The organism is Nostoc sp., assembly GCF_036917095.1.
Classification (GTDB): Bacteria; Cyanobacteriota; Cyanobacteriia; order Cyanobacteriales; family Nostocaceae; genus Nostoc.
Genome location: NZ_JBALFH010000017.1, coordinates 45,307 through 66,520, shown reverse-complemented (window position 1 = coordinate 66,520; position 21,214 = coordinate 45,307). Strand labels below are relative to the sequence as shown.

The window sequence follows — 21,214 nt, the reverse complement described above, 5'->3', positions numbered from 1 at the left end:
AGTTATAGGTAATGGGTAATAGCTTTTCTCCAATTACCTATTACCAAAAATATTAGTCAACTTTGTGAATAAGCTGTTCGTCATCTAGTTTTACAGGGCAATCTAAGGCTGGAAACGGCTTCAGACACTAAATTATCAAGTTTAGATGCGCGTCAGCTTACTACAAAAACGCCATCACCAAAACTTAAAAATATTAGAGAAAATGTTAAGAAATTTAATTGTATAAAAGTGCTTTTCACCCCACATTTGTGTATTTAGGGTGAATACTTATTCCGCTCCATGCGTTGCAATAGAAATACTACACTATAGCAGGCAATAAAGGGACGGCATGGCAACCGAGCAAAAAATCAATCACGAAACTGAGTTAAATTCGATCCAGCAGCTTGCTGGAACCCTAATTTTACTGGTAGAGGATGAGCCAGATATTGCAGATTTGCTCACCTTCATTTTGGAAGCAGCAGGTGCAGAGGTGATCGCTTTAACCGATGCAGAAGCAGCCCTTGACTTGATAGAATCGCTTCATCCGGATATTCTGCTGTGCAATGTTAAATTGCCCGATCGTGATGGAAATTGGTTAATTGAGCAAATTCGAGTGCATTCTTGCTCATCCCTAAGACAGTTACCCGCGATCGCCATCACTTCTTATACACGCGAGGTCTCAAGTTATAAGGCTTTGAATGCTGGCTTTAATCGATTTCTAGTCAAGCTTGAGAGTCCAGATGAAATCGTAGGTGAAATTGTTCGCTTGCTATATACCGATCTTTAGATATAAATATTCAATCTTCATCTCGTTTTTGGCACTGATATCCAATAGGCGATGGAACGTACAGCTAGCTGTACGCTCCTACAAATGGCTCTACTTTGGTAACCAAACCTTAAGTAGATAGGATGAGATGATAGATTGGTTAACTTTATTGAAAACCCTTTGCTGGCTTTTTTTGCCCCTTGCTCTTGGGTTTGGATTTGTTAACTTCTCCTAAAGCTTCTTGAAATAAGTTGTGTAGATGTATAGGGACGCTAGCAATTTCTGGTAACTCTGGCTCAATCGGTTTGTTGAATTCTTGTAAAAGTGCGTCTAAGTCACTCTCAAGACGAAACTCTGGACGTTGCAGATATTTCTGTAACACTTTTTCTAACTGAGTTGGATATTGTTGCGCTAACCGATGCCAGATAAAGGCGTTAATACTTTTATCTTCGAGGTAATACCGAATTAATTTTTCAGCCCCTTCAATACTTTGCCAATCCTCTGCTGATAAAATTGCTTGTATCTTACTATACGTTGGTAAGAATATTTGTCCCCAACGAGGATGAGAAAGAGCCGTTACTTGTTCTGCTTTCTTGAGGTCAGCAGGTAAATCAACCTTTGGCATGACCATTTTTCTATTGGCGCTTTTGCTGTTAAATATTTGAGAAACTGCGTTTGAATCAGCGCCAAATTCTTGTGCTGCTGCTTTGATTTCCTCATCTGTGATGCCAGCAGCTTCTGCTACTTCGACCAGGGATTTAGAAGTATCAATTCCTGCCGCTGCGAGGTTTTTTTCAGTAATTACCTCTTGAAATTCCGCTATTTTTTTATTAAGCTGGTATCCAGATAGTGTGATTTCGTCAGTGCCAAAAAAGTCCACAAACTGCTGATGATATTGTCCTACTGACTGCCAAGCTTCTTCTAGCAAGTCTGGAGCATCGCTGTAAAGATTATTTTTATAGTTTTCTTTAAAATTACCAATTGCCACAGCAAGTTTTGGTTTACCTAATTTCCCCATTATTGTGTAGGGGCCAGAAAACATCCAATAGTTTTCGGTAACAGGAGAAATGCGAGTTAGCAAAATTTCTCCTATTTTTAATCGAGATATCGCCTGTAATGTTTGAGTATTATTTGGCTTGACGATGTAGCGTTTATCTGTCAACCAGTTCGTCAATTCAAAGCCATCAGGGAAGATGTTGGTAATGGCAAATAAACCAATAAAACTACGATGCCAGCTGTCGAGCAGGTTGCGATCGCTTTCTTCTAAATCTGGATAGCTTTCAATAAATAACTCTAATGGTGACTTCTCACCAACTTTCCCCGTTGTCAGAAAGCTATCGATAATTAAGTCCTGCTGTGTACTATCCCCACTCCCACGGCGCAGCTGTGCTGCTGCATAAGTTTCCAGTGCTTGTGCCAGTTCGCCTTCAGCATCAAGGACAAAATCAACTAAGGCTTGTTTTAATTCGTGCGATCGTTCTAATATGACATCCACAAGTTAATCTCTCGGTGCAACAGATGTAGATTATAGCTCTTGAGAGAATTATGGCATCTAGCAATAGCTAGATTTATGGAGATGCAAACTTAGCGAATTTAGGCGTTAGCTTCTTTTAAACTAGCTATATATCACATAAGGTAATTATAGACTAGCGTACAGCCGTTAATCAAAACGACTTTTCTTCCCCCTGCTCTCTGCCATAAAAGCGATGGGATATTTTTTATTTGGAAGTCTCTGATATGGTAGGTGGATTTACACGCCTGCTGTAATAAGCTAAAAAACATCTAAATTGCATAATCAGATTAAATCAAACTCTTGTGGGATGGGCATCTTGCCCGCCCTAGTTATGCAATTTAAATGTGGAACAGCTTAGTAATACCAATTTGAAAAAAGAATGCGACAAATAGACCATTTGTAGAGACGCTATTCATCGCGTCTTTACCCAAGGATGTGTTGCAATCATTAATTGAATTGGTATAAGTAGGTCATATATTTCTGGAAAGCAAAATAAAAAGGCAAAAGAACATTTCTTTTGCCTTTTTAGTCTTATGTCCGGTTAGGTTACCCCTCCCCTTGGCAAGGGCTGGGGTAATTTCCTTATCGGTAATTGAGCAGACTTGATATTACCTTTTACCTTTTAATAGAGACGCGAAATTTCCAGTCTCTACTCTTCATCGAAATCATCTTCCTCTTCTTCCTCTTCTTCCTCGTAATCGTCGTCATCTGCTACTTCATCGGCGATTAATTCATCTTCGTCCTCTAGGACTGACCTTTCTGCACGTCTGCTACCAAAACCAGATTCCCCAAGAGTAGGAGAATCTAAATTATAATTGCGAGCTGTGCGGTCATCTAAGACCATATCCAGGGGATCGTCAACTTCATCTAAGACACTACTGCTAATCTCAGCAGCATAATCATCGATCGCACCGGGTTCATCATAGGTATTGTACCCAGTACCAGCCGGAATCAATCGTCCGATAATCACGTTTTCTTTTAATCCGCGCAGCCAATCGGATTTGCCTTCAATAGCTGCTTCGGTAAGTACCCGTGTTGTCTCTTGGAAGGACGCGGCGGAAATAAAGCTGTCGGTGTTCAACGATGCTTTGGTGATCCCCAACAATACTGGGGTATACTGTGCCCTCGCACCGCCTGTAATCGCCATAGCTTCATTTACCTGCTCAACTTGGCGCAGTTCTACCAATTCACCAGGAAGCATGGTGGTGTCACCACCGTCATCAATCCTGACTTTGTTGGTCATTTGGCGAACAATCACTTCAATGTGCTTATCGGAAATATCAATCCCTTGAGATTGATACACCATTTGCACTTCATTCACCAAGAATGATTGTACCTTCTGCAAAGCATGGCTAGCACAAGCATAGATTCCGTCTTCGGAACCCAGGCTAAAGAAGATTTCCAAAATTTCGTGCGGGTTGGATGGCCCATCCGTCAACGGTTGCCCTGCTAATACAGTCGCTCCATCTGGCACAATCAAATTTTGTCCTGGGCCTAGAGGATAATCAGTGACCACGCCATTTGATTCTACGACCTTGATCGCGATCGCTTCATCACCACTCTCAGCGTAAACTACCTTAACTTCACCCGCCCGGCGACATAAAATGCACGCTTCTTTTGGTTTACGAGCTTCAAGTAGTTCCTCAATCCGAGGCAGACCTTGAATGATATCTCCGGTTTTGGCGCGTTCAAACACCAACAACACCAAGTTATCACCCCGTTGTACCAAATCGCCGTCTTCTATCTGCAACACAGCACCAGGGCTGACTCGATAGGGGCGACCGATGCGGGTAGTAATAACGTAGTTTTTAGTACTCAGAGCTGATTCCCCACCAGATGCAGCAGTGGCACTTTTTATATCCACTACTTGCCCTGATTCTGGGGCAAAAACTCCAGGAGCAACTTCTGTACCTTCTACTAGCAAGTCACCCACTTTCACCTTGGGCTGAGTACTAGTATTAATGGTGAGCCTGTCAACGTCACGCAACACCAAACAGCGACGCACGTTTTCGGTTCCTTTCTGGACGCCCCGCACTTCCCCGCCTTCTTTACACAAGATTTGGGTTCGTGCGACTACAGAACCGGGAGCAATGGTTAGCCCATCGTGTACCTCAAGTGTTGTCTGAGTGCTACCTTGGGTGGCGTCGGCGGTAATGTCTCGACGGATTACCAAGGATTCCAAAATCACCAGTTGCAAACGTTGAACTTCTGGGTCTTCAGTATCCTGTACCAATTCAATATCTGCTGCTAGAGGCGAAGCATTGTGGTCTTGTTCCCCTTCTTGCTCAATTTCTAGCACTAGCTGGGTTCGCAGTAGTTCCACACCTTCAACAGATTTGACGCGTTCTGAATCTTTGTAAGGTAGTCGCTGCACAGCCCGTAACTGAATCGATCGCCCGGTTTGTTGGCTCACCGATGTAGTTGATGGCACATCTGGATTATCGGGTACGGCAAATTCAACTACTGGACGACTCAACAGGGCGGGCCCTTCTGGTGTCTCCACATACTGGATATAGCGCAATTCTGTGGCGACATTCCCTTGGAATTCCTCGCCTGGTTGGATGAAGGTGTTATCTCGCCCGATGACTGATTCTGGATCGTCCACCATCAGCAGTTCCCCTGGCTTAACCACCACTTCCCGCAGGATGTCGTTTTTCTGGGTAACTTCTATCACACCACTGTTTTGGCAGAAGATATCTTTTACTACTTCAGTGCCAGCTTCTACAAACTGTCCGTCTTCTACCAACAGCAAGGAGATATCTTTATTAACTTCGTGGCTTTCTTCGGGAATCCATAAAAGAGTACCGCCTTGCACGACTTCATAACCCAGCTTGGCTTTACCTTTTTTCTGGACTTCTACACCCGCGAATTTCAGGAATCCACCAGTGGTTGTGCGATAGCGGTCATCAATTAACTCGGCTACTACTTGACCATTTTGCACTTTTGTGCCTGGTGTCGCCCGGAGGTTAAATACCTGGTTATTGCCAGTGGAGACTAAGTAATTATTCCGCCCTTGGGAACTTTGGACTGTCACCGTTGCCTGGTCTAAGACCACAGAAGCAGTGATAATTTCAATTTCCCTGGTACTCTTACCTGGGGTAGCTTCCGGCAAGCGCACCACACCGCCGTGCAAACTGGCTAACTTGGTTTCTGCTAAAACTCCGTTAGAGGCGATCGCATCACCATTTTTTACTACCAATTCTGCACCAGGCGGCAAGTTGTAAACTTCGCCAGACAAAATCCAAATCAAACCACCCCGTGCGGCTGTAGTTGTGGTATTACCTTGACGGTCAGTTTTTTGTTCTGGAACAACTTCGGCAAATTGCACTTCCCCTGCTAAGTCAGAGGCTACATCTTTAACTGCTTTTTCTGTATTAGTCCGGGTTGTGCGTCCGCCGAGGGCAACCTCTGCCAACAACTGACCTTGTTTTACCTTATTTCCATCAAATACATATAGTGTTGAACCTTGAGTAAGATGAACCTCTTGGTTTTCTGGGGTAACATCACCTACTTTTGTTGGCTCCAAAAGCATGATGCCATTAGCCTCAACATAGAGGGCATCTTCCCCGTGGCGGGTACGATATGTTCTAGTCTTCAGTTTGCGGGGAAGTTTGACAGTTCCATCGATTTTAGAACGAACTTGTTGTGCCACTTCTCCGGTAAACACCCCACCTGTGTGGAATGTCCGCATGGTTAACTGAGTACCAGGTTCGCCGATACTTTGGGCGGCAATAATCCCCACAGCTTCGCCCAAGTCCACCATTTTGGCGTGGGCTAAACTCCAGCCGTAGCAGTGTTGACAGACAGAACGTGCAGCTTCACAAGTTAGGGGACTCCGCAGCACAACTTCTGCCACCCCAGATTTGTCGATTTTTTTCGCCAAGTCCTCAGAAACTGGGGTATTGCGTGGTGCAATTACTTCTTTTGTCACCGGATGCAGCACATCTTCGCCAATTACCCGTCCCATCAAGCGGTTTCCTAGAGGGATCAAGGTTTTAGCACCTTCTGTCATTGGTCGAATGGGAATTCCTCTCGTGGTACCGCAGTCAAATTCCCGAATAATTACATCCTGAGATACGTCCACCAAACGCCGGGTGAGATAACCAGAGTCAGCCGTCCGTAGGGCAGTATCCACCAATCCTTTTCTGGCACCGTAAGACGAAATAATGTATTCCGTTACAGTGAGTCCTTCACGGAAGTTGGTCTTGATGGGTAAATCGATAATTTCCCCTTGAGGATCTGCCATTAGTCCTCGCATCCCCACCAACTGCCGGACTTGAGAGATGTTACCCCGTGCCCCGGAGAATGCCATCATGTATACGGAATTTAGGGGATTAGTCTTCTTGAAGTGGACGACTACTTCATCTTTCAAGGCTTCACTAGTACCGTTCCAAGTATCGATTACCTTTTGGAAGCGTTCTACTTCAGTAATTTCTCCCCGTTGATAACGGGTTTCAGTAGCGCGAATTTCTTCCTCGGCTGCTTCTAAGAGCAATCGCTTAGTTGGTGGTATCATCAAGTCGTCTACACTGATGGAAACCCCTGCTTTGGTAGCGTAGCGAAATCCTAAATCTTTCAGTTTGTCCGCCATCACTGCGGTTCGCGCCGTACCATAATGCGTAAAGGCCCAAGAAATTAAATTTCTCAGTTGACCCTTATCAACCACCCGATTGCGAAAAATCATTTTTTCGTTAGTCATTAGTCATTAGTCCTGAGTCATCAATAATTAATAATTCGTAATACTCGCCTTTAGCGAGAAACAAGCTACGTAATTCGCAATTGAAGAATTAATTACGAATTACGATTTAGAAATTACGAATTAACTTGCTAGTGCTTCCTGAATGGCATTGTTGTAAATAACGCGACCAGGAGTTGTGTATATATACTGTGAAAGTACATTGCCTTTAGCGTCTTGTCTGACTCGACGGAACTTATAGAGTAATGTGCGGGTACCATCCTCGTTTTCCGTCACCTTCACGGGTTCTGTATCCGGTTGGTCTGATTCTATTTCACCGTCAAACCGCACATAGATATAGGCGTGCAAGTCAATTTGATCTTGCTGGAAAGCCATAATTACATCCTCTAGCGAAGAAAAGTAATTTCCTGCTCCTTTTGTCGCACCGGGATTTTCTGCTGTTAAATAATAGGCTCCCAACACCATATCTTGGCTAGGCGTGATGATCGGTCTACCCGTGGCTGGGGACAAAATATTGTTAGAAGCCAACATCAACAACCGCGCTTCAGCCTGACTTTCTAACGATAGAGGAACGTGTACCGCCATTTGGTCGCCGTCAAAGTCGGCGTTAAACGCTGGACACACCAGAGGATGAAGTTGAATCGCTCTACCTTCTACCAAAATCGGTTCAAAAGACTGAATACCCAAACGGTGCAACGTTGGTGCCCGATTTAGCATTACAGGGTGTCCTTCAATCACCTCTTCCAGCACATCCCAAACACTGGGATCGTTGCGGGATATCAGCTTTTTCGCAGCTTTGATGTTATTTACCATGCCGCTACGAATCAGGCGGTTAATCACAAATGGTTGAAATAGCTCAATTGCCATTTCTCTAGGCAAACCGCACTGGTGAATTTTCAGCTTTGGCCCGACCACAATTACAGAACGTCCAGAGTAGTCAACTCGTTTACCTAACAAGTTTTGTCGGAAACGTCCTTGCTTACCCTCGATAATGTCGGACAAAGATTTTAGGGGTCGGTTATTTGCCCCTACCACAGTGCGTCCCCGACGACCATTGTCAATCAAAGCATCCACTGCTTCTTGCAGCATCCGCTTTTCGTTCCGCACAATAATCTCTGGTGCCAAAATTTCTTGCAAGCGTGCCAAACGATTGTTGCGGTTAATTACCCGCCGATACAAATCATTCAAATCGCTAGTGGCAAACCGTCCGCCATCTAGTTGCACCATTGGGCGCAAGTCGGGAGGAATCACGGGAATAACTGCCATTACCATCCACTCTGGTTTTGAACCAGTGGCGATGAAGTTGTCAATTACCCGCAGTCTCTTAATTAGCTTGGCTCTCTTTTGTCCTTTGGCATTGCCAATTTCTTCGCGTAAGCTTTCCGCTTCTTGTTCCAAATTAATATCGGCAAGCAAACGCAATAGCGCTTCAGCCCCAATACCTACCTCTACGCCTTGCAGGACAGAATCTTCGCTATAAATTTGGTCTTCTATTTCCAACCACTGGTCTTCACTCAGTAGTTGTTTGTAAGTTAAAGTTTCGGCATTACCAGCACTCAGGACAACATAAGAGTTGAAATAGACAATCTGCTCGACATCCCGCAAGGGCATATCCAACAGGATGGAAATATAGCTAGGAATACCCTTGAGATACCAGACGTGAGCTACTGGTGCGGCGAGTTTAATATAGCCCATGCGGTGACGACGCACCCGTGACTCGGTGACTTCTACCCCACAACGCTCACAAACAATACCTCTATGACGAACTCTTTTATACTTGCCACAATGGCATTCCCAATCTTTCGCAGGGCCAAAGATGCGCTCACAAAACAAGCCATCCATTTCTGGCTTGAGAGTTCGATAATTAATCGTTTCTGGCTTGGTAACTTCACCGACTACTTGGCCATTGGGCAATGTTCTCTCGCCCCACTGCCGAATCCGTTCAGGGGAAGCCAAGCCGATTTTTACGTAGTCAAACTGATTAGTTTGGGCAGGTCTCATACTTAAGTGCTGAGTTTCGAGTTATGAGTTTTGAGTATATTTAGTTTTAAGGTTTGAATTAAGAGATATCCAAGTGCTAAATGCCAATTACTGAGTTTTTTAATACTCAGCACTCAGCACTCAGCACTCAGTACTCCTTATTCGTCATCTTCCAACGATTCGCGGGAAAGAGATTCGTATGTTGGTCGAGGAGGTGTGCGACGGGCTGATTGGTCTGCCATCAAATCGACTTCCACATCTAGGGAACTGCCGTCTGCTTGGGTTTCTACCTTGTGTACGGCAATGTCTAACCCCAATGATTGCAACTCGCGCATTAGCACCTTAAAGGATTCTGGGGTTCCAGGTCGAGGAATTGCCTTACCTTTAACGATCGCATTTAACGCTTCATTCCGTCCTTGCATATCGTCAGATTTAACTGTGAGCAATTCCTGTAAGGTGTAAGCTGCACCAAAGGCTTCCAATGCCCACACTTCCATTTCTCCAAACCGTTGACCACCTTGTTGTGCTTTACCACCCAAGGGTTGCTGAGTCACCAGTGAGTATGGGCCTGTAGAACGGGCGTGGATCTTATCATCCACCAAATGCACCAGTTTCAGCATATAAGCCACACCGATGGTAATTGCTCGGTCAAAGGGTTCGCCTGTACGACCGTCATACACCATGATTTTGCCTGGGTTATCTGGGTTATATACCCAGTCTTTCCCTGTTTCGTCTCGTGCTTCTTGCAATTTGCCATGCACGATTCGGCGGGATGTCTCTTCACCGTACATTTCATCAAAGGGAGTAATCTTAAATCGCACTCCCAAGGTTTGACCAGCCCAACCCAAGAGGCACTCAAATACTTGTCCGACGTTCATCCGGCTAGGTACACCCAAGGGGTTAAGTACAATGTCCACTGGTGAACCATCGGGCAAATAAGGCATATCTTCCGCCGGTAATATCCGAGAAATAATCCCTTTATTACCGTGGCGTCCTGCCATTTTGTCCCCAACTTGGATTTTGCGTTTTTGAGCGACATACACCCGGACTACCATATTGGCTCCTGGTGGCAGTTCATCGCCTTGTTCGCGAGTAAACAGGCGCACATCAACTACGCGACCTTTTTCACCGTTTGGTACTCGCAGAGAATTGTCTCGCACATCCCGTGCTTTCTCACCAAAGATGGCACGTAACAGTTTTTCTTCTGGCGGTTGGTCAGATTCACCCTTGGGTGTGACTTTTCCTACCAAGATATCACCAGCTTCTACCCATGCCCCAATGCGAATGATTCCCTGTTCATCCAACTGACGCAAGGCATCTTCCCCGACGTTGGGAATTTCTCTGGTGATTTCTTCTGGGCCCAGTTTGGTTTGTCTAGCTTCAATTTCATATTTTTCAATGTGAATTGAGGTGTAGACATCATCCTGCACCAGTCTTTCAGAGATTAAAATCGCGTCTTCGTAGTTGTAGCCTTCCCAAGGCATATAGGCAACGACGATATTTTGTCCTAGCGCCAATTCACCGCCTTCGGTGGAGGAACCATCAGCCAATACCTGACCAGCAACAACCCGTTCGCCAATGCGGACGAGAGGTTTCTGATTTAAACAGGTGTCTTGGTTGGAACGTTGGTACTTGGAAAGGGTGTACTTAATTTCTGGGGTATTAGCTTTAGGGCGGACGCGAATTTCTGTAGCATCCACATAAGTAACATCGCCATCGGTACGCGATACAACCACCATCCCGGAGTCTCTTGCTCCTTGGGCTTCCAAACCAGTACCCACCAAAGGACGTTCTGGCTTGAGCAGGGGTACTGCTTGCCGTTGCATGTTCGATCCCATCAGCGCTCGGTTAGCGTCATCATGCTCCAAGAAGGGAATCATGCTGGTTGCTACCGACACAATCTGTACGGGAGATACTGCTACGTAGTCCACCTGTTCTGGTGTTGTGGTGGAAAATTCTTGGCGATAACGGACTGGCACTAGTGGCCCAATAATGTGCCCGGTTTCATCTACAGGAATATCTCCCGGAGCAACCCGTAGATCGTCTTCTTCATCGGCTGTCATGTAGGCTGGAGGCAGATCAAATCTGACTCGCCCATTTTCTACAGGTCTAAATGGTGTTTCGAGGAAGCCGTACAGGTTAACCCGCGCATGGGTTGCTAAGGAGCCAATCAATCCGGCGTTGGGGCCTTCAGGTGTCTCAATGGGGCAAATGCGTCCATAGTGACTAGGGTGAATATCCCGCACGGCAAACCCAGCGCGTTCGCGGGTTAAACCACCTGGGCCAAGGGCACTTAGACGGCGTTTGTGGGTCAGTTCTGCTAGAGGATTGGTTTGATCCATGAACTGACTCAATTGGCTCGAACCAAAGAATTCTTTAATTGCTGCTACCAATGGTTTGGGGTTCACCAAAGAAGCAGGGGTTAGCACTTCCGCATCGGATACGGTCATCCGTTCTCGAATAATTCTCTCTAAGCGGTTTAAGCCTACCCGCACTTGGTTTTGCAGCAATTCACCGACGCTTCTCACCCGACGATTGCCTAAGTGGTCAATGTCATCGATATTACCAATGTCATATTCTAGGTTGATCAGGTAATCTACGGCTGCCAAGATATCGCCAGCAGTCAACACGCGCATTGTGTCTGGGACAGAAAGGCGCAATTTCTTGTTGAGTTTGTACCGTCCAACGCGACCAAGGTCATAACGTTTCGGGTCAAAGAAACGAGAATCTAGGAGTTGTTGTCCACCTAATACTGTGGGTGGTTCACCAGGACGCAGTTTCCGATATAACTCCATCAGGGCTTCTTCTTCAGAGAATTGCCCTTCTTTTTCGATGGTTTTTTGGAAATATTCAGGGTGGCGTAAGGCGTCAAATATTTCGTTGTCTGATAACCCTAAAGCTTTTAGAAGTACCTGCGCTGAGAGTTTGCGGGTTTTGTCGATACGTACCCACACCAAATCGTTACGGTCTGTTTCAAATTTCAGCCATGCTCCCCGGTTAGGAATTAAGCTAGCTGAATAAGTACGTCGCCCGTTTTTGTCGATTTCTGATTTGTAATAAACGCCTGGCGATCGCACGATTTGGTTGACAATTACCCGCTCGGCTCCGTTAATAATAAACGTGCCGCGATCGGTCATCAAAGGCAAATCGCCAATGAATACCTCTTGCTCTTTGATTTCCCCGGTTTCCTTATTAATCAACCGTGTGGGAACATACATTTGGACGGCATAAGTACTATCCCGCCGTTTGGCTTCTTCGACGCTGTACTTTGGCTCCTTGAGTTTGTAGTTATGACCCAAAAAGTGCAGTTCTAATTTGCCCGTATAATCTGTAATAGGACTAAAGGAGTTAAGTTCTTCTATCAGCCCTTCTTCCAAAAACCAGCGAAAGCTCGAACGCTGGATTTCAATCAAGTCGGGCAACAGAAAGGCGGGTTCCATGTATGTTTCTTTAGTCATGCCTCTTCCTTTGTCAACCTGGTAAAATTTTCCCTTGGACACTGCTGTTTGACGCTTCCCACTGCTAGCTAGTGTCCTTAGCTGTTTGGGAACTTCTTCTTACACACTTGCTATTTACAGGTGTGGGCAAACGCAGCCATTAAAGCTGGAATGAACAATATGGACAAGGGGGTAATCGCCCAAAATCGGGGACTCAGACGCCAAAAACCCACTATAGTCTCGATTTAAGAAGAATATACAGTTGAGATATTCCTGAGTTTTATCTACTTTCTTCATTTCCCCTCCAAAAAGCGCGTTAATTTGCTGACGCAGCTCTAGACGGTGTGTCTTAAATTCACCCGGCTATTTATACTCTCAGTGATATCCTAGATATCCTAAGACTGAGGGAACGATCCGCACCTTGTCGGCTTTGAATCAGAATCACTTCATTTTGCTGGATTGTACTCACAAGGCAATTTCGTTTAACGATTTTGAATAGGTTCGATACACACCAAGCCTATGTTGTGCAATCTGCTCAACTTGGATTGGCACAGTTAGTCATGTGTGGAGAGCATCCGCTTGTAGAGATTTGGAGGATGGCCAAGCCGATAACAGTACGGAAAATTAGGCTCAGAAATTTTAGGTTCCTTCCTTTATCATTATGGCGCAAGCAAAATGGTTTTGAGGGAATAATATTACCATATTTTCCCTCTCTAGAGTTTTATTTTTTTTAGCACAACGGAATAAAAGAGAATTATTGCACACTTTATATTGACAGGCCAAATAATTCACAGGCATTCTGGGTGGTTTGATGGGCGATCGCCTCTACCGTTTCCTGACGCAGTTTAGCTACTTGCTCGGCTACATAAAGTACGTAGGCAGGCTCGTTGCGTCTCTCGCCTCGTTTTGGAACTGGAGCGAGAAATGGGCAGTCTGTTTCAATCAGTAGGCGATCGCTATTTACCATCGCTGCCGAGGATTGGATCGCTTTGGCGTTTTTGAACGTTACCGTCCCGCTAAAGCTGATGTAGAAGCCTAAATCGAGAAACCATTGAGTTTCTTCTGGCGTTCCTCCCCAGCAATGCATGACGCCCCGCACTCTTTCTCCTTTGAGTTCCCGCCATTTTTGCAACACTTCTCTGGTTGCCACAGCAGCGTCGCGGCAATGGATAATTACTGGTAAGTTGAGTTCAGATGCGATCGCTAACTGCGACTCAAACACCATCAGCTGATGCTCATAGTTATCAGCTTTGTAAAAATCCAGCCCCATTTCCCCAATTGCTACCACATGAGAGTCAGAACTCGCTAAAGTTTTGATTTTCTCCGCTGTCTGGCGATCCCATTTATCAGCATCTAAAGGATGTAATCCTACGGCAAAGCTGATTTCGGGAAACTCGTGCGCTATGGATTGAATTCTGGAAAACTCCTCTGGGTGAACACAGGAATGTACTAAACGTACTACTCCTGCTTCTTGCCACCGCGATCGCACTGTTGCTAAATCCGGCTGGAAACTATCAAAGTTGAGATGAACGTGCGTGTCTATCAGTTGCATTCTTTGTCCTTTGTCATTAGTCATAAATTATTAGCCCCGATCGCGACTAAGGACAAATGACCCCTCCGTGAAACCTTCTCCAGTGGGAAAAGCTAGGCCAAGGTATAAGCTTGGCGATCGCCATCATAATCAAGAGTGAAACCATGCCCGCCACTTGTTCTAATTTGGCAAAGACTACATCCGTCGCTCATGGGGAGCGACTGCGGTGGACGGGTTAAGACACATAGAGCAAGTGGTGTGGAAACCTTCAAGACTGCTTTGGCTTCCCAAACATTGGCGGACTCGCTCTAAGCGTACCCCTGCTCTTAAGCAAGCTACGGGTAACATCTCTAAGAGTTGCTATGCCAAAGGCGTTGCCTCTCGTAGAGAAGGCTTTAGCGCAGCTTAAAGCCTTCAACACCAATTGCTACAACTTTGGGAAAGTTCGTAGCAAGTGGCTCAGGGAGCCAGAAGAGGGCACTGACTCACCAATGACTATTCAGCAACTGCTTGAGTTATGGGTTTTAGTTTATGAGCCAATCTCGACTTTTTCCTTGCCCCATTGTTGGGGTGAAGAACACCCCGTTTGATCGCTTTATCGATTTTGCCGTAAGCCTCGGATAAGCGAGACTGTGCTTCTTGTTTTAATTCTGGGGTAGGATTAGCTGCATAGACAGCTACAGCATTAAAGTATTTCTTCATCAGCGTCTTGACTGCTGATTTGTAAGCTTTATTACGCAGTCGGTTACGTTCTGCGATTTCGGCACGCTTGAGAGCAGACTTTGTATTCGCCACAGTCAATTCCAAAAATACTATTAATATGTACACACACTACTAGACTTACTAATATAGCATCCAAATTGCCAATGTTATAATTTCCTAAAAAATTTCTCTCATTGGCGATTGGGTACTGGAGATTGAGGAAGAATTTAGTCCCTAGTCATTGCTCCCTATGCCTAATGGTAGAATTTGGTATGTCATCAATTTAGGAAATGCGTTAAAATAAAGTACATCAAAATAAAATAGTAACCCTAACTCATCACTTGGTTAAGCAATGTGATTGCCAATATAATCTGTCCCTAAAACGGATATATTGTCAAAGGCAAGGAACTGTAAACAGTTAAATATCAGGGGTTTCAAAGTATAAAACCGATATGTTGTGTCTATACACATGTTAACTAGTAAAAGTTAGGAAAATAAGTAAAAATTATACTCAGACCCTACCCCCTGTAAATTCGGAGGACTGGATGTACAAAGACACTACCTGCACTAGAGCAAGGAGTGAGGGTCAGGGCATAAGGGTAGTGGTAAATAGCACGCCCACTTCCTGCGGCTAGCCTGTCGAGGCTTGTCGGACTGAGCAATTAAGTTGGCTTCTCAAGCAAACCATGTGGTAGCAGCCTTGAGAGTATCAAAAAAATCCAGGTTAAGCTAGAGAAGAGAATTAGAGTCAGCTTCTACACCCTAGTTGGTCAAGAGCAATACTAAATCTCAGGTGGGAATATTATAATTTTGGCATTGTCCTTACTCCATGCTGCGAATCATTACTCAGCAGGCAGACGTTAGAGCAGAACTACAACGGATCTGCGATCGCACCCATGACGAACAGGTGCTTCACAAAGAGGCAACGGTGCGGGAAGTTTTGCAAGCAGTGAAGCGCCAAGGCGACAAAGCTGTATTGCATTACACAGCCGAATTTGACAAACAAAGCCTGAAAGCAGAAGAACTCCGAGTTACAGGCTCTGAACTAGATGCAGCCTATCAGCAGGTGTCAAAAGAGTTGTTGGGCGCAGTTCGGCTAGCTTGCCGCCAAATTGAAGCGTTTCATCGTCAGCGAGTACCGAAAAGCTGGGTACACTTTGGTGACGATGAAGTAGTACTGGGCAAACGCTACACTCCCGTAGACCGAGCGGGGTTGTATGTTCCTGGTGGCCGTGCCGCCTATCCCAGCACTGTGCTGATGAATGCAATTCCCGCTCATGTTGCTGCTGTACCCCACGTGGTGATGGTGACACCACCAGGGCCAGGGGGTGTAATTAATCCAGCAGTCTTGGTAGCTGCCCAAGAAGCAGGAGTACAAGAAATTTATCGCATTGGGGGCGCACAAGCGATCGCCGCTTTAGCCTATGGCACAGAAACCATTCCGAAAGTGGATGTGATTACTGGGCCTGGTAACATTTATGTCACCCTAGCGAAAAAACTTGTCTATGGCACCGTTGGCATTGATTCTTTGGCAGGCCCTAGCGAAGTGCTGGTGATTGCCGATGAAACGGCAAATCCGGTGCATGTAGCTGCTGACTTGCTAGCCCAAGCCGAACACGATCCAATGGCGGCAGCAATTTTGCTGACGACAGATGCTGCTTTGGCAAAAAACGTGCAAGTAGCCTTGGAAAGACAGCTAGTCGATCACCCACGGCGAATAGATACAGAAAAAGCGATCGCTCACTACGGCTTGATTGTCCTTGTGGAATCGCTCCAAGCAGCAGCAGAACTCTCAAATGAATTTGCCCCCGAACATTTGGAATTAGAAATCAAAGACCCTTGGGCACTCTTACCACAGATTCGCCACGCTGGGGCAATCTTTTTGGGTTACTCAACACCAGAAGCTGTAGGAGACTATTTGGCAGGCCCTAACCATACCTTGCCAACTTCTGGTGCTGCCCGCTATGCTTCGGCATTAGGGGTTGAAACTTTCCTCAAACACTCCAGTATTATTCAATACTCTCAAACTGCACTGCAAAATGTGGCTGGTGCCATTGATGTGCTAGCGACAGCAGAGGGTTTACCTTCCCATGCTGATTCAGTCCGCCGCCGAATTCAGCAAGAAGAGTAATTTGGAATGGTTAATTTTTTCCTATGCTGCTGGCAAAAGTCACTCGATAAGTTCAGACTAAAAGTTTGGATGGTGATGTCTGAAGACAAGCCGCTCTAGGTCTGTGTCTAAGCACTCTAGTTGCTACCCTGCTTTAACGTGAATTCGACGGCTGATTATAGTGTCTGTCTAATTAGCTGAATTAAAAGACCTCTCCCTGGTTTTGAACTTTAGTTCAAGGTAGGGAGAGGTATCATTCGGTGAACTCACGTTGCTTTAAGCTTTTTTGGTTGGCATCTACTGGGCATTGCCCGCCTAATCCACTGGCTTATTAAGGAAGGAGTTACCTGTGTAGTCAGCCCGCGAGCAGTTTGGAGGAGGGTAACTCTCCCCAAAGAACTGGCAAAAATGTTCTCTACGCCAGTTGCTACAACTTACTAACGTCAAAGTGTGGTGAAACCGATCTATCGCACAATAAGATTCAGTTAAAAAAGATTGTAGGTTGGGTTAAGCAAAGGGCAACCCAACAAAGCCCCGAAAATGTTGGGTTACCCTGCGGGAAGCCCCAACTCTTGGAGACGCTCCGCGAACGGGTCTACGTTCCTCAACCCAACCTACGCAGTTTAAGGTTTTTGGCGCTAACCCAAGCGTAGCGATCTATGGCACAGTCTCGAATATATAAAGTAAGTAGGCAGATGGAAAAATAATTTAGTGTAGCTGCCAACAAGTTTTGCTACATACTTATGTAAGGGGTCTACTCTTTAGGAGACGAGAGCGGTGCTAAACAATATTTTGGTAGCTCTGGACGGTTCAGAAATTTCAGAACGAGTAATTCAGACTTTAGATAATTTGGCGTTGTCAAAAGATGCCAAGGTTATTCTTTGTCATGTGTTTCTTACGCCAGAGTCAGAAATGGAACTACCTGCCGATCGTCCTCAGCCAGAGTCGCCAACATTTTCTTATTTTCAGATTGAAAAACAGCTGCAATCTTATCAGGAAAACTTATCAATCACAAGTGAGTTAGAACTGGTAACTGGCGATCCTGCTGAAGAAATTATTCGCCTTGCCAATATTTACAAAACTGACTTGATTATAATTGGCAGCCGGGGGTTGATGGGGATGAAGCGAATTGTTCAGGGTTCTGTTAGCAGTCAAGTTGTGGAAGAGGCTAATTGTTCAGTGTTAGTCGTCAAACCAAGGTAAAAATTCGCATCAGTAACCAATGACTATAACCACCCCAAAGCTAACCTTTGAAGAATATCTGAAATATGAAGATGGCACTGATACCCGCTACGAATTAGTTAATGGAGAACTAATTCCCATAAGCCTAGGAAGTGGGCAACATGGTGCGGTAACAGAATTTATCAATGTTTCTTTCCGAGCAGAAATTCTCCGGGTAAAGTTGGATTGGACTTCTAAACAAATGGTTATCGGTGTTCGTTCCCCCCGTGCTGGCAGATGGGACACATCAAGGATTCCAGATGTAGTTGTGATTTCATTGCCTCAATAGCGAGAGTTGAGAAACCGAGAGGCAGTTATTGAACTCAACGAACCACCCCCGTTGTTAGTGGTGGAAGTCGTCAGTGAGTCAACAAAGATTGTAGATTATCGAGCCAAGCGAGTTGAGTATAACGTTTTAAATATTCCAGAGTATTGGATTGTCGATCTATTAACGAATAAAGTGACTGTTTTCACATTGATTGAAGAATTATACGAACCAGTAGAGTTTTTTGGTACTCAATGCATTCAATCTCAAACTTTTCCAGAGTTAGAATTAACAGTAGAGCAAGTGTTAACAGCCGAAAATTAAGACTAATTTGCTCCACAATCTTCTTCCCTACGTTGTGTAATAACTTAGTATTTAATTTTACCGTACAATTTTCAGTAACATTGTGAGAAAACTCAAAAAAATTGCAGGGATAAAACCCTGCATATACTAGCGCTTATTTCCTACTCGACTACTCAAAGATCGGCAGTATTTTCTGAAAAAAACGCTACAGAAACAGATTGACTGTGGCTATGAAACAACAGTCAATCTAATCTGTTAACTTTCTTGAAGAAAAGTAGATGGGTAGCAATAAACGTATGTTAGAATAAACGCGGTGAAGAAACAGCAAATCGCTCTTATTCTTGAGTCGATTAGCAATTAAGCCACATGATAAAACAATTTACCCTGTTGACGCAGGTTAAATGATTTGACCCGTGAACTTTTATCCCGGTAAAGACGCGGTACATCGTGTCTTTACGTTTATTATTTCCCTTCTACTGAACCTCACAGCGTTACTACTGTATAACGTTGGTTCCACCATCTGCGCTATTATTATTAGCATTGCCAAAACCAAAGTTACTTTGCTTGCCGGTAAACGCTTTGCCGCCATTGGCAGTTTGCTTATTAAAAGATTTATTGACCAAAACGTCGAAGAAACCACCACCAGATAGGTTGGCTTCTTCATTAGCGCTTAGTTCGGTAAAAAGTGTGCTTTGCATATTCTTAGTTCTCACTTGATTGTTGGGATTAAAGTTAAGTCAACTCCTGAGTAATAGATATACATATAAATAGTATATTTAGTTACTCTTTTGTTGGCTCTGAAAGTATTATACGGCTTTAGTTCAAAAGATCAATCAACTAATAGTTAAAGATATGTGTATTATACTTTTTTAGCACAGATATCATATAGCTCATAATTTATACAAATTTAATTAAAAATAAGTTCGTATAAATCAAAAAATTGCAGTCATCAATATAAGTACGGCGCTCTAAAAGCTTAATTTTGTCAAAAAATAGATAACTTAAGCTTATTCAGTATTAATACTGATATAATAATGAACTTGGGCAGAATTAAAGATATAATCAGGCAAAGCAAACAACGTTTTTATACAATTTATACTTAAATAAATTTATAAAACTCAAAACTGGATTCTGCATTTTTGAGTAAGTATTTTTATGTAAAAATATTTATTTATGATAAAATTTTATACACTTTAATTTAATAGGTATAATTTTTTTTAATATATAAACGTTTAACTTCGCTGAAATATTTATTAATTTGAAAAATTTTTGCCTTAAATACAACAAATATCTTGTAAATAAATAAAGAAAAAATAAAATTTTAGATAAAATTATAAAGATTTGGTGTTTGTACTAACATCTGTTAGTTGCTATTTATATCTAGCTGTATATAACCTTGATATAGGACTCATATTTGATTTTTGAAAAAAACTCAGTACACCTTTATTCTTTCTTAAGAGTCCCCAGTCCCCAGTCCCTAGTCCCCAGTCTCTACGAGTAATTCAAGAATCAAATCGGATTGCTATATTTACATACTTAATAGACCTCTTACAAAATTACGGCTGTGATGGATATAATAACTTTTTCGGATTTTGAGTCAGCGCTACCGCAATCGCCGCAAACGTTTTGGATTGCGCTGTCACGGTAAGTGCTGGGATTTACAACTACGAATTTCACAAAGCGTCAATTTCTCTTTGATTTAGTCAACCCCCTACCTTATCAGAAAACTTTTTTGCAAGAGACTCCATGAGTTGCACTCACAAGGAACAATGAAAATTTTTTGTCCCTACTCCCCACTCCCGTTCGACTACGCTCACGGCAAGCCTACTCCCTACTCCCTATTTTCAAGGCAGGTCTAATATATATGGCAATCCGATTTGATTTATGAAAGTCTTTGCGTAGAAAGGCAACAGTCAAGAAGCCTCTTTGAGTTATGGCGGTTCCTAAGCAACTGAGGTACACCTAAATCTTTTTTACCAAGGTTAATTTCCGAAAAAAGCCCTACAGAAACCGATTAACTGTGGCTATGAAACAACAGTCAATCGGAATTTGTTAAGTTTATTGAAGAAAAGTAGATGGTAGTAATAAACGTAATGTTAGGATAAATGCGATAAAAAAACAGCTAAATGGCTCTTAATATTAAGTCGATTAGCAATGAAGCCAGACGCAAAAACAACTTCACCTGTGTCAACAGGATAAATTACTTGAAGCGTGAACTTTTATCCGGGTAAAGACGCAGTGCATCGTGTCTTTACGTCTATTATTTCCCTACGTCTATTATTTCCCTTATACTAAACTTCAGAAGGTTACTAGCTTATATTGTTACTTCCACCATTTGCACTTGTATTAATAGTATTATTTGTGCCAATGATAATGTTAATGCCGGAAGTGGCTATGCCGCCATTGGCATTTTGATTATTAAAAGATTTATTGATATTAGAAGATTTCTTGTTATTAAAAAATTTCTTGACAGAGAAACCACCAGACAGATTAGCTTCTTCACTAGCGGTTAGTTCGGTAAATAGTGTGCTTTGCATGTTTTTAGTTCTCACTTGATTGGTGAAATTTAGATAACGTCAAACCAAACTCATAAATACAAAAAGCATATTTATGAGTTTTTCTCCGCCGTTAGGAACATTATATGGGTGAAACTAGCTAGATAAAATAATTATTTTTTGCAGAAAGAAATATTGAAAATGCTTGAAACGCAT

Annotated in this window: 12 protein-coding genes and 1 pseudogene; 4 read left to right on the top strand and 9 right to left on the bottom strand. The window is 43.7% G+C overall.

Features of this window, described 5'->3' with window-relative positions; translation table 11 throughout:
• Positions 1–328: 328 nt before the first annotated feature.
• Positions 329–766: a response regulator gene (locus V7L01_RS07695; RefSeq protein WP_335033428.1), complete on the top strand. Its 438-nt coding sequence runs from the start codon at positions 329–331 to the stop codon at positions 764–766.
• Between the two features lie 145 nt (positions 767–911).
• Here V7L01_RS07695 and V7L01_RS07690 read toward each other — a convergent pair whose 3' ends face one another.
• The 7 genes from V7L01_RS07690 to rpsT form a co-directional block, all read right to left on the bottom strand.
• Positions 912–2,240 (bottom strand): hypothetical protein, encoded by a 1,329-nt coding sequence (locus tag V7L01_RS07690; RefSeq protein WP_335033426.1) that lies wholly within the window; start codon positions 2,238–2,240, stop codon positions 912–914.
• Between the two features lie 667 nt (positions 2,241–2,907).
• Positions 2,908–6,957: a DNA-directed RNA polymerase subunit beta'' gene (locus tag V7L01_RS07685; RefSeq protein WP_335033425.1), complete on the bottom strand. Its 4,050-nt coding sequence runs from the start codon at positions 6,955–6,957 to the stop codon at positions 2,908–2,910.
• Between the two features lie 120 nt (positions 6,958–7,077).
• Positions 7,078–8,955, bottom strand: coding sequence for a DNA-directed RNA polymerase subunit gamma (locus tag V7L01_RS07680; RefSeq protein ID WP_335033423.1), 1,878 nt, complete (start codon positions 8,953–8,955; stop codon positions 7,078–7,080).
• A 137-nt stretch (positions 8,956–9,092) separates the two neighbouring features.
• Positions 9,093–12,392, bottom strand: a complete 3,300-nt coding sequence (gene rpoB, locus V7L01_RS07675; RefSeq protein ID WP_335033421.1) for a DNA-directed RNA polymerase subunit beta — start codon at positions 12,390–12,392, stop codon at positions 9,093–9,095.
• Between the two features lie 745 nt (positions 12,393–13,137).
• Positions 13,138–13,923: a TatD family hydrolase gene (locus V7L01_RS07670; RefSeq protein WP_335033436.1), complete on the bottom strand. Its 786-nt coding sequence runs from the start codon at positions 13,921–13,923 to the stop codon at positions 13,138–13,140.
• A gap of 92 nt (positions 13,924–14,015) precedes the next feature.
• Positions 14,016–14,174: a hypothetical protein gene (locus V7L01_RS07665; RefSeq protein WP_335033419.1), complete on the bottom strand. Its 159-nt coding sequence runs from the start codon at positions 14,172–14,174 to the stop codon at positions 14,016–14,018.
• A gap of 223 nt (positions 14,175–14,397) precedes the next feature.
• On the bottom strand, positions 14,398–14,697 hold the full coding sequence (gene rpsT, locus V7L01_RS07660; RefSeq protein ID WP_335033417.1) for a 30S ribosomal protein S20: 300 nt from the start codon (positions 14,695–14,697) through the stop codon (positions 14,398–14,400).
• 736 nt (positions 14,698–15,433) lie between these two features.
• Here rpsT and hisD point away from each other — a divergent pair.
• The 3 genes and pseudogenes from hisD to V7L01_RS07645 all read left to right on the top strand — a co-directional run bounded on the left by hisD (position 15,434) and on the right by V7L01_RS07645 (position 18,524).
• A complete protein-coding gene (hisD, locus tag V7L01_RS07655; RefSeq protein ID WP_335033415.1) occupies positions 15,434–16,735 on the top strand; it encodes a histidinol dehydrogenase in 1,302 nt (433 codons plus the stop codon).
• A gap of 756 nt (positions 16,736–17,491) precedes the next feature.
• The gene (locus tag V7L01_RS07650; protein ID WP_335033414.1) at positions 17,492–17,917 is read left to right on the top strand and encodes a universal stress protein; all 426 of its coding nucleotides are present in this window, start codon (positions 17,492–17,494) and stop codon (positions 17,915–17,917) included.
• Between the two features lie 19 nt (positions 17,918–17,936).
• Positions 17,937–18,524: pseudogene (locus tag V7L01_RS07645) on the top strand (Uma2 family endonuclease).
• A gap of 473 nt (positions 18,525–18,997) precedes the next feature.
• On the opposite strand, the gene V7L01_RS07640 reads toward V7L01_RS07645, so the two are convergent.
• Together V7L01_RS07640 and V7L01_RS07635 are read right to left on the bottom strand one after the other, a co-directional pair.
• On the bottom strand, positions 18,998–19,201 hold the full coding sequence (locus tag V7L01_RS07640; RefSeq protein ID WP_335033412.1) for a hypothetical protein: 204 nt from the start codon (positions 19,199–19,201) through the stop codon (positions 18,998–19,000).
• 1,611 nt (positions 19,202–20,812) lie between these two features.
• Entirely contained in the window at positions 20,813–21,040 is a 228-nt protein-coding gene (locus tag V7L01_RS07635) for a hypothetical protein (protein ID WP_335033410.1), read from the bottom strand.
• Positions 21,041–21,214: the final 174 nt, after the last annotated feature.